This window comes from Thermococcus sp. LS2, assembly GCF_012027375.1.
Classification (GTDB): Archaea; Methanobacteriota_B; Thermococci; order Thermococcales; family Thermococcaceae; genus Thermococcus_B.
Genome location: NZ_SNUI01000013.1, coordinates 21,665 through 33,065 on the forward strand (window position 1 = coordinate 21,665; position 11,401 = coordinate 33,065).

Below are 11,401 nucleotides of genomic sequence, written 5' to 3' on the forward strand. Positions count from 1 at the left end.
CTAGATTTATAAACTTTACTCTTTCTCAACTTTTACTCTAAGCTCCTCTGCGAACCAGTTGACACGCTGTGGGAATGGGATTTCAATACCCTCTCTTTCTAGAGCTTCCTTAATCTTCTGCAAGACGGTACTTCTCACGTCAAACCACTTCTCACTTGGAGCCCATGCTTTGACATATATGTTAACGCTGCTTTCTGCTAGCTCATTAACATACACTGCTGGCTCTGGTTCAGCCAGAACAAGGGGCATCTCCTCTAGAGTTTTCTTTATAACTTCAATAGCTCTGCTTATATCCTCTTTGTACGCTATTCCTATGAGCACGTCAACCCTTCTCGCTGGATATTTCTGTAGATTCCTTATCTCACTGTTAAATATTTTCTCATTTGGAATTCTGACTAAAGTTCCGTCCCAAGTCCTTATCCTCGTAGAGAGAATCCTTATGTCATTGACAACTCCAGAATAGCCAGCAACTTCAACAGGATCACCTATCTTCAATGGTTTATCAAAGTACATAAATATGCCGGAGATGAAGTTTGCTATTACAGTTTGAGCAGAAAAACCCAAGACTATACCAGTTATTCCTCCAGCAACCATTAGGGTCGTGAGCTTTCCAGTGAAGCCAGCTATGTTGAGTGATATGAGGAGTGCAATGAGGAGGAGAGAGTAGTAGAAGAGCTTAGCTTTAAGCTGAACCTCTGGCAGATTGCCCTTCTTTGCCCCGCTCATTAAAAGATAGTCCTTTGATTTCTTTGCAATCAAATATAAGAAGTAGAAGACGAGAGAAGCTGCTATTATGTTGCTCAGCGTTGTTCCAGCTATTTCAATTGAGAGAATCCCAAGGGTATCTAAAGCATAGATGAGGGCAACTATCATGATCAGCTTGTTAACTATGTCGGCGGTTTCCTCATTGATTAGCCATACATACTCCGTTACTCTTGAAAGCTTGATAATCCATTTTTTGAAAATGTTCGCCAATATTAAGCCGATGGCTAAAATTAGAACAGCCTTTATAATCGAGGTTAAAGTTATGTTGGCTAGAGGAAGTGAGGAAAACAGGGATGTTGTGTTAATAGGAATCTCCATTTTCACCACCTCATCAAGAAATTGGGTAATGATAATGCTTCCCTAGTTGGGATTAATCCATCTTTCGGAGGTTTCCCAGTGTTGTTAACTTCAGGAACAGCAGTCTTGAGAGTAACTATTAAAAGCGGGTAATACGCTTTATCTTTGGTATAAAACATCACGCTGTCCTTTATCGGGAAAACTATCCTCTCTATCAGTTTCCACTCCTTGGAAGGGTTACTGATAATGACCTTGGCTATTCCCACGGAATCGGGCTCTTTCACATAAAATTTGCTTTTGTGGTATCTTGTAATAACACCAACATCTACAGTTCCATAAAGGGCATATTTCTCTTTTCCAAGGATGAAGTGATCTATTGTGAGATCTCCTACTTTTACATCAACTTCTATCGGCACCTCTATGTATCCAGAAATTGCATCTTTGGGCGGGACAGCTATCGGTTCATTCAGCTTGACCATTAGAAGTTTGACTCCATAACCTATAGCTGGAGAGGGCAGAATTTTGAGTCTGTCAGCTTTCTTTATTATCCTTTTAATCTCATCTCTCCGATAAACAACAATTTCATCAGTTTCTTCAGTGAGGTGAATCTTTTTGTCAAAAACTTTGATGAATCTTGTTCTTAGCTCATATTCTCCAAACATGAAAGAAAATAGGAAGGAAAAGATTTAAAGTTTGCTCAAATTTTTTCAAACCCTAAATCTTCAACCTTTATATATGTATAGATGTTCGTGCCTTGGCTTATAAAGACACCCTCTGTTTCCAATGGAATTGGAAGGTTTGCAGCTAATACTGCTCTTCCTTGTCCTTGTGTATCCCCAATCGTGTAACTCCACTTTACATTTGAAACTTTGAAGCTCTTTCCTCCAACTTTCACAGTTCCATCTGGATCAATCTCGTAGTTGTACTGATAGTTTAGGTAGCCCCATGAACCGCTTGATTTCTCATAGAGGTTCTCTTCAGTAAAAGCATCCCAAATTCCGAATCCAGCCATGCTAAAGAATGCTATGTACATGTCTTCAACATCTGATATGTCCCAGTACCAGTCCAAGTCTCCTTCTGTGTATGGATTGTAGTCCATCTTTTCAATGACAAATGGGTTGTAGGCTTCGTAGATCTTATCTCCATAGGCTACCTTTAATCCTACTATATCTGGCCCACCTATACCCAAGCCTATCACGACTGGATAAGCGAAAAACTCGGAGTGCAGATCGCTCCTATTTATGCTCCATGAAATGACTTCTAACGGCTTGTCCATCTCTTTTCCTTTGATTGGTGCGACTTTCCCATAGTATTCATAGACTTCAAATTCTCCCAAATCTACTTTCTTGGTTTCTCCAGTCTGAAAGTCAATCTCTATCCCATACACGTGGATTTTTGTTTTTCCTCTCCTTTTTTCGACTTCATACTCATAAATTTCGCCGCCTTGTTCTGTTCTGACTTTTAATTTGTATTTGATGTAAGTTATGATGTAGCTATCTCCACCAATCTTTATGGGATTTGTTAAATCCCATGGATCTGTCCAAGTTGCGTATTCTGTTGTCTCCTCAGCGGTGGAAGTATCCTCTGAAGGGGACTCCGTATATGTTTGGTTCTTAGAATAGCTCTCAGCAACGCTCTCAACTTTCTCCTTGGCTCCTTCTATTACTTTTTCCTTAACTCCCCCAATGCATCCACTAACAAAAACTAAACTTATTAAAAATAAAGCTAATAATGAATATTTTTCCATATTTTTCCCTCCAAACCCACAAGAAACAAAAGCGGGCATGTAGCTTATGTATTATTCTTTGTTGTTCTACTATTAATGCTTTTCTAAAAAACTTCAAGTTTGTTAGAAATGATTTAAAAATGTTTAAATTTGTAAGGCTAAAACATAAAATAGTAGGTGATTGGAAATGTACGAAAAAAGCCAGCTTTTGAGTGAGATTAAATCCCTTATGGAGAATGATCAGCTGTTTGAGATGTTTAAACGAACGTTTGAGAAGTATGAATACTACTTCAACACCACAAACTACATTGTTCTTAATGTTTATCAGTTCAATGACCATGGGAGCATTCATGTTCTTTTAACTGCTAGAAGAGCATTGGAGATCTTAAAAATACTCAAAAAATTTGGTGTTCAAACAACAGCAGAAAAACTCGGCAAGCCCTTTGAGTGGAGCAAGTTCATAGTTGCATTTGGTGCTTTATTCCATGACATCGGAAACATGATTCACCGCGAAAACCACTATCTTTTCAGCACGATTTTAGCAGAACCGATCATAGATGAGCTTGCTAAGGAGTTTGAAAAAACAGACTGGCTGCTTTTAAAGGCTTTAACATTAAATGCAATCTATACTTATGACGAAGCAACGCAGTGCACAACAATTGAAGGAAGCTGCGTTACGGTTGCTGATGGCTGTGATATGGAGCAAGGCCGTTCGAGGCTTGTTCACAAGAAAGATAAGGTCGATATCCACTCAGTTTCAGCACTTGCAATTGAGAAAGTTGAAATACGCGAAGGCGACAGTAGGACGCCAATAATTATAGACGTCAAAATGAAGCACCTCTCTGGAATCTTTCAAGTTGATGAAATTCTGACTAAAAAAGTTAAGAACTCTCTCTTGAGCGGAAAAGTTAGGATTAGAATTCATGCAGAGAATCAGTTGCTGGAGAAGGTGGTTTAATGCCCTCTCCCCTTTTTGAGGCATATTTGGATTTGAAGTATTTGCTCAACAGAGGATATAGAAAAAGTGTTGCTCTGAATTTTGTAGCTAATCACTACAAATTGAAAAAGGAAGACAGACACCTTTTGGCCAGATGTGTTTTTAGTGAAAAAGAAATAGGATATAGAAAAAAGAAGAGGAAGCCAATCAACTTCGTAAATGGCAAAATCCTGGCTGTTGATGGGTTCAATGTTCTAATAACTTTAGAATCTGTTCTCGAAGGAAAAGCGATACTCTGCGAAGATGGCTTTGTTAGAGATTTGAAGTATCAGAGGGGGTATAGAGTTAGTGAAAAAACTAGAGAAATATTATTTTTTCTCTTGAAGTTCTTATCTAAGTTTAACCCAAAAAGGGTTATCTTTCTCTATGACAAGCCTGTCAGCAAAAGCGGTGAGGTGGCAAAGCTTACAAATGAAATTATTGAAAGAGTTGGTCTTTCTGGAGCAGCGGAAACTGTAAATGCTGTAGATTTTGAGCTTAAAAAATTTGAAATCGTTGCAACTTCAGATTTAGCCGTAATCGATAAGGTAAAATACGTTGTGGATATACCCCAAGAACTTGCAGAAAGTGAGAAGATTGAGATAAAAAAGTTTGAAGAAATCTTAAACGAAGACCTGGGTCATTAATAGTCCTAAAACTCCCTTCTGTATTCGTAGAGGACTCCATCATCTACAATTGCATAAACTTCACTATCATCTTCTTGGTAGTGGAGTATAGGCTTATCAATCAGTTCAAAGGTCTTCTTTAGATCATCTTCTGTAGCGAGCGTGATTTTCTTGTCCACATCACTTGGAACGCCTTCAATTATGTATCTTCTCAAGTCTTTGAGTCTATCCTTTGGAGCGTTTGCCTTTGCTGTGTAAATCATTCCGAAGACTGGGAGTGTGCTTAGGAACGCCAAAAGCGGAAATACTTTTCTCGCTGTGCTGACGCTCACTGGCTTCCCGAGAAGACTCAAGAAGTTTGTCTTGACATTTGTCTCAACTAAGTTGTTCTTTATCTCTGCTTCTTCGTTCGTGAAATATATGAGCCCGTTTGTTGAATCCACAACCATATTAATTGTCTGCTCAAACTTCTCGTAAACTTTCTTTCCATTAACATTTCCTCTGGCTGAAACTTGAACTATGATCTTGGTGTCCTTTGAAAATCTCTTAATGCCAAGACCCTTCTTGATTTCTTCTGTCCTCTTGTTCAGATCAGCTAAGTTAAAGCTTATTGCTTCTCCCATTATTCCGTTTTCGAGCTCTCCTTCACTCTCTACGAGCGTCTCCTCCCAAAGAATGATTTTTTCTTTACCTTTTGAGACGTAATACGTTGTAACTATAGTAAGCTTGTATTTTCCAGTTATGTCCTTTCCAGGCGTGAAAGTATAAACATAAACCCCTGATATTGACTCGGTTATGTCTTTGGGGTAATATTTCATGCTTTTTACATTTCCATAAAGTGATGTATTTGAAAAGAACGCTTTATGCTGAAAAACTCCTTTTTGGGTGTAGCTCCCCACAGTTCTAGTGGTTCTAGTTATGGGCTCTCTTTGAAATGCCAATACACTATAAGCAGAGAAGAACAGGAATGCTATCAGCAGAATTGCTAAACTTACTTTTTTCCAGTTGATGTTCTCTATTATCTCTAAATTAAATTTCTTCACCTTTGAAACCTCCATTTCAATAATTAGTTCAAAAAAATGAAAAAATGGAAGGCACTAACCACAGTTACAGTTATGGCAACACTGGTCGTCTTCATCTTCAACTGCCTCCACAACAATTGCTGGTGTCTTTATGTCATATCCAACAAGTTCTGCACCATCATTCAAATTATAGAAACCTGGTTCAGTGAATTCTTGTTGTCCTGCAGGATTGAGTTTTGTATAAATCGTTATGTCAATGTGTTCACTTTCACCTTGCCCGACAGTTACTACCCATGTCATGTGAATGGAGCCCATATTTCCTCCTCCTTGCTTCACAAAGGTATAGTTCCCGTCTGTTGCTGAAGTTTGGTTTAAGTCAACTTCAAATTCTGCTGGAATGACGTCTTTAATTGTAAATTCTTCCTCTGGACCGTGGTTGGTTATTTCTATTCTCATAGTCCAGCTTTGGTTTGTTTTTATTGGCACAGTTGTGTTCCCACTTATGAGAATTTTTGTTAGCACCACTCGGGGCTCAATCACATTAATTTTCAATGGGCAGACGCTTATCTCAGCATCTCCATTATCCCAATCCCCATAAAGCATAATTGGAACCTCGTAGCTCCCTACTGGTACATCACTAGCTGCACTTACATTTCCTTCAAAGGAATATTCCTCTAGGTCAAACAGAATAACCGACCCACTTTCAAGGTTAACGTTTACTCCAGAAGGTAGGCCTGAGTAATCTCCTTCAATCCATGCTTCCAATGTTTCTCCAAGCTGATTTTTTATGGTTAAGGCATCAAAGCTTAAGGATTCCCCTTGCTCAACTGTCACGACATTTGAATATCCACTTACAGTACAGAAGTAAGCAATGTATGACTCATTTCCTTGGGCAATGTTTACCCACACGCCTCTTTGGCTTTCATAATTTCTGAAATTTCCGCTGGAGCCAATGAGTATCATAGAACTCGCTAGCAATATTAAAAACACTGCAGTCCATTTCATAATCCAACACTCTCCCTAAGTTTGTCAAAAATCTTTGAGCGGTGAACTCTATACTTGATTATGTCTTCGCTTCCAGCTCCCACCGCAAAGTAAAGGAGTGTTAAGAAGAACGATGCTTCTGCGATGTATGCAATGAATGGCAAGTACGGGCTTTTGTAGTAAAGTTCTGTTATGATTCTTTCAGGCAAGATTGGCAAATATGCATAGACATTAATCTTTTCTCCGTAGACTCTTGTATCTTCCGGAACGCTTACCTGAACTTTTATCTTTTTTTCGTTGCCTCCAGATATTTTAAAGGACTTCTCGCTCAAAATTTCGATCCTATCTCCTTGGGGCTCAATAAAGTACAGGAATGGGTAAATTGCCCTATTTTTTAATGTCAGCTCTTCTTCAAACATAGAGCCTGGCAAATACCAGCCTTCTCTTTGACCACTAGCTAGGGTTGAGGAATAGCTGAAAGTTAAAGTTCCCCATGAGAGCATCATCGAAAGGATCAAAACTGCCACTGTTAGAGAAGCAGTTACTGCATAAAGTGTCTTAAATTTTACTCTTATGTACTTTCTTCTTTTCTTTTTCCTTTTTCTCTCTTCACTGCTGGTTGTTAAGAGGATTGCCCCTATAACTAAAAATGCTATTGCAACATACAGGTTTGAACCTTTTTTAGAAAGGCTGCTTATGTAATCTCCTGCTCTTGGTATTTTTAGGGGTTCTCCTCCAATTGTTATAACTTTGCCTATTACTGCATCCTTTGTTATCTTTGGATTTTTGCCTTCTTGCTGGTCAGTTGCGACATTGTTGTCTCCTTTTGTTATGTATCCATCGAAATCTTTCACATAGATTCTGTGAACTGTCCACTCATTGTTCATTTTAAAAACAATGATATCATTAACATCGCCCTTTGAGAGGGGATTTATGAAGAATAAGTCCCCTTTCTCTAATGTTGGACTCATACTATCGGAATAAACATAAGATATCAAGATAGGTCTATCAAGAATAAATCCTGCTATTGATGTGATCAGAACTAAACCAATAACAAAGGTAAAAAGAAGTTCTAGAAGCCTCATCCACATGCACCTTCATAAGCTTGTATCTTAAAGCTCCCAGAAACTTCGCCAAGGGCATAATTTGTGGTGTTGATGTAGATACCAACGTTCACTGACTCATATTCGCCTAATGTAAAGCTAATGCTGTCTTCGGGTGTTGTGTTTGAGTAGTAAAACTTCAAACCATCCATTTGTGAAGTAATAATTACGCAAATGACTGATGCTCCTGTCTGGGTCACATTGTTCTCTACCTTCATAACGTCATCAAACTTGTAGATTGCATCTCTCGATAATCCTTCCCCGTATCCCGGGTAGAATGGATTGTCCTCGCTAATATCAATTGTCAAATTTCCCCCATGATAAAGAAAAGCATATGGTGGGAGTGGCGTCTCAATAGTAAATGTGCCATTATCGTTTTCAAGAGCATAGGAAATAGGGATTGGCTTGTTAATGCTAATTGAGAAGAACAATACGAAAATTACTGCTACAGATAATATTATTCCCTTACTGATCACTTTTATCGCCTCACAAACAAAAAACTAAAATATTTGAGAGCAAATGCTCTCAATAAATCTTCAGATTTTTCACATCATGTACATGCGCCTGCAATTGCGTGTATTTGAAGTTGTGTCTGGTAGCTTCCTGGTGACATGTTTGTGTTGTTGAATACAAATCCAATTGGGACTGGGCTTCCGTGGTATACCGTAAACGTTATTGAAGCAGCTGGACCTGCAGTTGGACTAGTGTAGTTGCCTGCAAATATTTTGACATCATACGAACCTGAAACACTAAGGGTTACACAAATTGGGAAATCCGTTTGGTTGTTTTCCCAAAGGTCGTTGCTAACATTAAACATTTCTTCAAAGACATAGGTTGTGTTCGGGCTGAGTCCAAGTCCACCCCACTCTGGTTTGTTTGGATTATATTCGCTGATATCAATGTACAATTTCCCATTGCTTAGGCGTGCGTAGGGCTGTACTGGTGTTAAGTCAATTAGTTCATTGTCATCTGCAACGATGGCAACTATAATGTCCCTGTCTGCTTCATAATACCTAAAGTTGGCTCCGGCGCCAACCGCTAACATCATCCCCACTAAAAGTAGGGCCAAACCGATAAGTTTATTCATTTTTTTATACCTCCTAATCACGGCTGTCCGCACTTGCCAACCAAAGCGGTTGGTTCTGTGCCAAGTCTGTAAGCTTTTATACTCATAGCAACGTTCCATATATCTCCTGGACTGTCGCCATCTGCGCTTAAGTCAAGACCAATCTTAACCGCATCTCCTGGTGCAACTACGAAACAAACGTCCTCATCTGCTGTATCTGATGAGCTGGCTATGGTTCCGTTTGCGACTTCGTATACGTCTCCCTCATGTCCGTAGAACTCTACATTGGTACTGTTTGAGGTTATCCTAACAACTATGGTCACGTTCTCCCAAAGGTCGTTGCTTACTTCAAAGACTTCATCAAAGTTGTACTCACTTGCTGGGCTTATTCCGTTTCCATATCCTGGATAGTTTGGATTATTGACTGAGAAGTCAATTACTAGAACGCCGGTTACGTTATCTATGTATGCATAAGGTTGCAGTGGTGTTAAATCAATTAGCTCGTCATCGTCCGGGACAATGTGCCAGTGGACGCTTCTGCTTGCATTGTAATCACTAAAATTGGCCCCCGCACCGAGCACGAGACCAAAGGCCACTAAAAGGCCGAAAATTCCAAGTGCTAACTTTTTCACTTTTTTCATCTCCTTGTTTTTCGGAGCCCCCTTAAATAGGGACTTCAAAGAGAATCTTTGCAATTGTTGTATATAGGTAATTAGAATATTCAAAAGGGTAATCGGTAATTACTTTTCCCTTTTCACAATCCTTTTCTCCTTCATCCTTTGAATAAGGGACAACGCCAAAAATACTGTTGAAATAATAAATCCCTCCCAGCTCTGAACATAATAGCTCATAGCTGCTGAGCTAAGTGCGAGTATACTGTAAACACTTGCCCATCTTATGTCGTTTTTATTTACAATCTCCATGTAGACATCAACATTTTCAGGAATCTGGATGAGCTTAATAGTTCCATGCTTAAATTCTATTATCCCCTCTCTCTCCATCTTTGGAATGTGGGTTTGTGTTAGGCTTACATAAACGCTTTTCCTGTGCTTTCTGTCTGTATTCCCTTCTTTTTCTGCAATGTATTGTACAAGCTCCCTAAGCTCCGCTTTTCCGTTGCACTTTTGGAGGTATTCGATGATTAACATTCTCCTATCATTCCCTAGAATCATGGCAGAGGTGGTCATTGGCATCACCTTAATCGATAATGCCGTCGATGATTGGCGTTAATATAATACACCTCTATCACGTTTTCTTTGATGAGGTCCCTAAGCACTCTCTCAACTTTTTGTCTCGTACAGTCAATCCCCCTCTCATTAAGCTTCCTAGTAAGAATAGCAACAGTAGAATAACCTTCCCTACGCAGAATACCGATAATATCCTCTCTAAGATTTTGCTTCATATTACTCACCTTATAGTATTACTGCTCTCTCATACTATAAATACCTTCCTAAAAAGTTTAATTTTCGAAAAATCAGAAATTTTGTGCTGTAATTTGGCTAAAAAAAGTCTACGGTGTTTTTATTAGTTGATAATCCTTTGTTTCCCAAACAAAGTGTTTTAGAAAGTTTTTTATTTTTTGAAAAATTTCCAATGTTTAATAAATGCTGTCCATAATCGGCATAATGATTCAATTTAGATGAGCAATTATTAAACTAAAATTCAGTCATCAACTTACGTAGCCATGTATTGCAAATAGACATACAAAAATTACAATGGTTCGAATGCCCACAATTAAACGTAACAAGAAATGGGATTAGGAACATCTGGAGCCCGGGTTGATGGTAGCCCCGCGGGGATTCGAACCCCGGTCGCGGGATCCAGAGTCCCGCATGCTTGGCCGCTACACCACGGGGCTGTACCCATGAACATTCACACGATGAAGGTTTTTAAATTTTACCCCTTCCTTTCCCTCTTTAGGTTTTTTCATGCCCTTCATACGCCCCCTGAATTTATGCAAAAGCAAAAATTTATATTTTTCTCCCGTGTAATCACTACTGGGGGTCTCAATGGACTTCGCCCTCTTTATGGAGAGATATGGCTACAAGATCCTGATGCTGATTGTTGGCGCCGCTGTATTAGGAGTCATACTTGCACCCTTTGTGATGACTTTCTGGGCCTTCAGCAGTGGCGGCATTGTGGCCGCGGTTATCGCGGTAATAGTGTTCGCAATAGGCATTGCATTGATGGTCGTCCCGAAGTTCTGGAATTTCGCTGACAAGATGAGGCAGACTCACATTATTGAAGACTGGAACGAGAAAAAGTGAGACTCTGCAAGGGATAAGAAAGCAAATTTCATGCCAGTGAACAACCTTTGCTGGCGCAAAGCTTGACCAAGCAAACTCTTCTAGCGAAAAGTTTGATCAAAAAGTTCTGACTCTTAGGATTGGCAAGAATGAGTTTATATGTTTTCGACAGGACGCTTGAACAAAGTAAAAGCGGCGCTTGCGCAAGCAAGGACTGATGGCGGGCCGGGCGGGATTCGAACCCGCGACCACCGGGTTAAAAGCCCGGTGCTCTGACCAGGCTGAGCTACCGGCCCTCGCTTAGGGATAAGCTAATGTCATTTTATAAGCTTTACTGTTGGTTAGCTCTAGTAAAAAGTTTATCAAAGGTGGTAGGCTAGTATCCTAGTTTTACATTTCTTCAAAGCTTTGGTGTAGAAAAGTTTGTTTGGCGCCCGGGTCGGGATTTGAACCCGAGTCGCGGGAGTGACAGTCCCGCATGATGGGCCGGGCTACACCACCCGGGCGCTTTGAGTGGCCGGCGGCGTCCCCGGTTTCCCGCCCCCTCTCGGAGGGCAGTACACCCGGGATCGCTGGCGGGCTTAACTTCC

At 40.0% G+C, this 11,401-nt stretch carries 14 protein-coding genes and 3 tRNA genes; 3 read left to right on the plus strand and 14 right to left on the minus strand.

Annotation, left to right across the window (positions count from 1 at the left end):
- Window positions 1-15: 15 nt before the first annotated feature.
- The 3 genes from E3E24_RS11920 to E3E24_RS11930 are packed head-to-tail and all read right to left on the minus strand — an operon-like array spanning window position 16 to window position 2,809.
- A complete protein-coding gene (locus E3E24_RS11920) occupies window positions 16-1,083 on the minus strand; it encodes a mechanosensitive ion channel family protein (RefSeq protein WP_167887256.1) in 1,068 nt (355 codons plus the stop codon).
- A 2-nt stretch (window positions 1,084-1,085) separates the two neighbouring features.
- Window positions 1,086-1,724 (minus strand): DUF432 domain-containing protein, encoded by a 639-nt coding sequence (locus E3E24_RS11925; RefSeq protein ID WP_167887255.1) that lies wholly within the window; start codon window positions 1,722-1,724, stop codon window positions 1,086-1,088.
- 35 nt (window positions 1,725-1,759) lie between these two features.
- The gene (locus E3E24_RS11930) at window positions 1,760-2,809 is read right to left on the minus strand and encodes a hypothetical protein (protein ID WP_167887254.1); all 1,050 of its coding nucleotides are present in this window, start codon (window positions 2,807-2,809) and stop codon (window positions 1,760-1,762) included.
- Between the two features lie 166 nt (window positions 2,810-2,975).
- On the opposite strand from E3E24_RS11930, the gene E3E24_RS11935 reads away from it, so the two are divergent.
- Together E3E24_RS11935 and E3E24_RS11940 are read left to right on the plus strand one after the other, a co-directional pair.
- Window positions 2,976-3,746 carry an HD domain-containing protein gene (locus E3E24_RS11935; RefSeq protein WP_167916074.1) on the plus strand — a complete coding sequence of 257 codons (771 nt, stop codon included), beginning with the start codon at window positions 2,976-2,978 and terminating at the stop codon, window positions 3,744-3,746.
- A complete protein-coding gene (locus E3E24_RS11940; RefSeq protein ID WP_167916075.1) occupies window positions 3,746-4,411 on the plus strand; it encodes a DUF434 domain-containing protein in 666 nt (221 codons plus the stop codon). Before E3E24_RS11935 ends, E3E24_RS11940 begins: the two co-directional genes overlap by 1 nt.
- Before the next feature lie 5 nt (window positions 4,412-4,416).
- On the opposite strand, the gene E3E24_RS12920 is transcribed toward E3E24_RS11940, so the two are convergent.
- The 9 genes from E3E24_RS12920 to E3E24_RS11985 all read right to left on the minus strand — a co-directional run bounded on the left by E3E24_RS12920 (window position 4,417) and on the right by E3E24_RS11985 (window position 10,423).
- Window positions 4,417-5,433 carry a DUF5305 family protein gene (locus E3E24_RS12920; protein ID WP_167887251.1) on the minus strand — a complete coding sequence of 339 codons (1,017 nt, stop codon included), beginning with the start codon at window positions 5,431-5,433 and terminating at the stop codon, window positions 4,417-4,419.
- A 54-nt stretch (window positions 5,434-5,487) separates the two neighbouring features.
- A complete protein-coding gene (locus tag E3E24_RS11950) occupies window positions 5,488-6,417 on the minus strand; it encodes a hypothetical protein (RefSeq protein WP_167887250.1) in 930 nt (309 codons plus the stop codon).
- Entirely contained in the window at window positions 6,414-7,481 is a 1,068-nt protein-coding gene (locus tag E3E24_RS11955) for a signal peptidase I (protein ID WP_167887249.1), read from the minus strand. The genes E3E24_RS11950 and E3E24_RS11955 overlap by 4 nt, the downstream gene beginning before the upstream one ends.
- The gene (locus E3E24_RS11960; protein ID WP_167887248.1) at window positions 7,478-7,975 is read right to left on the minus strand and encodes a DUF1102 domain-containing protein; all 498 of its coding nucleotides are present in this window, start codon (window positions 7,973-7,975) and stop codon (window positions 7,478-7,480) included. The genes E3E24_RS11955 and E3E24_RS11960 overlap by 4 nt, the downstream gene beginning before the upstream one ends.
- Window positions 7,976-8,049: 74 nt before the next feature.
- Window positions 8,050-8,586 carry a DUF1102 domain-containing protein gene (locus E3E24_RS11965; RefSeq protein ID WP_167887247.1) on the minus strand — a complete coding sequence of 179 codons (537 nt, stop codon included), beginning with the start codon at window positions 8,584-8,586 and terminating at the stop codon, window positions 8,050-8,052.
- A 17-nt stretch (window positions 8,587-8,603) separates the two neighbouring features.
- Window positions 8,604-9,206, minus strand: coding sequence for a DUF1102 domain-containing protein (locus E3E24_RS11970; RefSeq protein ID WP_167887246.1), 603 nt, complete (start codon window positions 9,204-9,206; stop codon window positions 8,604-8,606).
- A 99-nt stretch (window positions 9,207-9,305) separates the two neighbouring features.
- Window positions 9,306-9,752: a hypothetical protein gene (locus E3E24_RS11975; protein WP_167916079.1), complete on the minus strand. Its 447-nt coding sequence runs from the start codon at window positions 9,750-9,752 to the stop codon at window positions 9,306-9,308.
- Between the two features lie 5 nt (window positions 9,753-9,757).
- Window positions 9,758-9,967 (minus strand): hypothetical protein, encoded by a 210-nt coding sequence (locus tag E3E24_RS11980; protein WP_167887245.1) that lies wholly within the window; start codon window positions 9,965-9,967, stop codon window positions 9,758-9,760.
- A gap of 380 nt (window positions 9,968-10,347) precedes the next feature.
- Window positions 10,348-10,423: transfer RNA gene (locus tag E3E24_RS11985), tRNA-Gln, on the minus strand.
- Between the two features lie 151 nt (window positions 10,424-10,574).
- Between E3E24_RS11985 and E3E24_RS11990 the strand changes: the two genes are divergently transcribed.
- Window positions 10,575-10,832, plus strand: a complete 258-nt coding sequence (locus E3E24_RS11990) for a hypothetical protein (RefSeq protein WP_167887244.1) — start codon at window positions 10,575-10,577, stop codon at window positions 10,830-10,832.
- A 197-nt stretch (window positions 10,833-11,029) separates the two neighbouring features.
- Here the strand turns inward: E3E24_RS11990 and E3E24_RS11995 are convergent.
- Window positions 11,030-11,107, minus strand: a tRNA-Lys gene (locus tag E3E24_RS11995).
- A gap of 132 nt (window positions 11,108-11,239) precedes the next feature.
- Window positions 11,240-11,317 (minus strand) — tRNA-Asp (locus E3E24_RS12000).
- Between the last annotated feature and the right edge of the window lie 84 nt (window positions 11,318-11,401).

What these genes read in the sequence shown, in the direction of transcription:
- E3E24_RS11925 (WP_167887255.1), bottom strand. Translation starts at nt 1,724, where the DNA reads ATGTTTGGAGAATATGAGCTAAGAACAAGATTCATCAAAGTTTTTGAC.
- E3E24_RS11955 (WP_167887249.1), bottom strand. Translation starts at nt 7,481, where the DNA reads ATGAGGCTTCTAGAACTTCTTTTTACCTTTGTTATTGGTTTAGTTCTG.
- E3E24_RS11990 (WP_167887244.1), top strand. Translation starts at nt 10,575, where the DNA reads ATGGACTTCGCCCTCTTTATGGAGAGATATGGCTACAAGATCCTGATG.
- E3E24_RS11935 (WP_167916074.1), top strand. Translation starts at nt 2,976, where the DNA reads ATGTACGAAAAAAGCCAGCTTTTGAGTGAGATTAAATCCCTTATGGAG.
- E3E24_RS11970 (WP_167887246.1), bottom strand. Translation starts at nt 9,206, where the DNA reads ATGAAAAAAGTGAAAAAGTTAGCACTTGGAATTTTCGGCCTTTTAGTG.
- E3E24_RS11940 (WP_167916075.1), top strand. Translation starts at nt 3,746, where the DNA reads ATGCCCTCTCCCCTTTTTGAGGCATATTTGGATTTGAAGTATTTGCTC.
- E3E24_RS11975 (WP_167916079.1), bottom strand. Translation starts at nt 9,752, where the DNA reads ATGACCACCTCTGCCATGATTCTAGGGAATGATAGGAGAATGTTAATC.
- E3E24_RS11950 (WP_167887250.1), bottom strand. Translation starts at nt 6,417, where the DNA reads ATGAAATGGACTGCAGTGTTTTTAATATTGCTAGCGAGTTCTATGATA.
- E3E24_RS11930 (WP_167887254.1), bottom strand. Translation starts at nt 2,809, where the DNA reads ATGGAAAAATATTCATTATTAGCTTTATTTTTAATAAGTTTAGTTTTT.
- E3E24_RS11920 (WP_167887256.1), bottom strand. Translation starts at nt 1,083, where the DNA reads ATGGAGATTCCTATTAACACAACATCCCTGTTTTCCTCACTTCCTCTA.
- E3E24_RS11965 (WP_167887247.1), bottom strand. Translation starts at nt 8,586, where the DNA reads ATGAATAAACTTATCGGTTTGGCCCTACTTTTAGTGGGGATGATGTTA.
- E3E24_RS11980 (WP_167887245.1), bottom strand. Translation starts at nt 9,967, where the DNA reads ATGAAGCAAAATCTTAGAGAGGATATTATCGGTATTCTGCGTAGGGAA.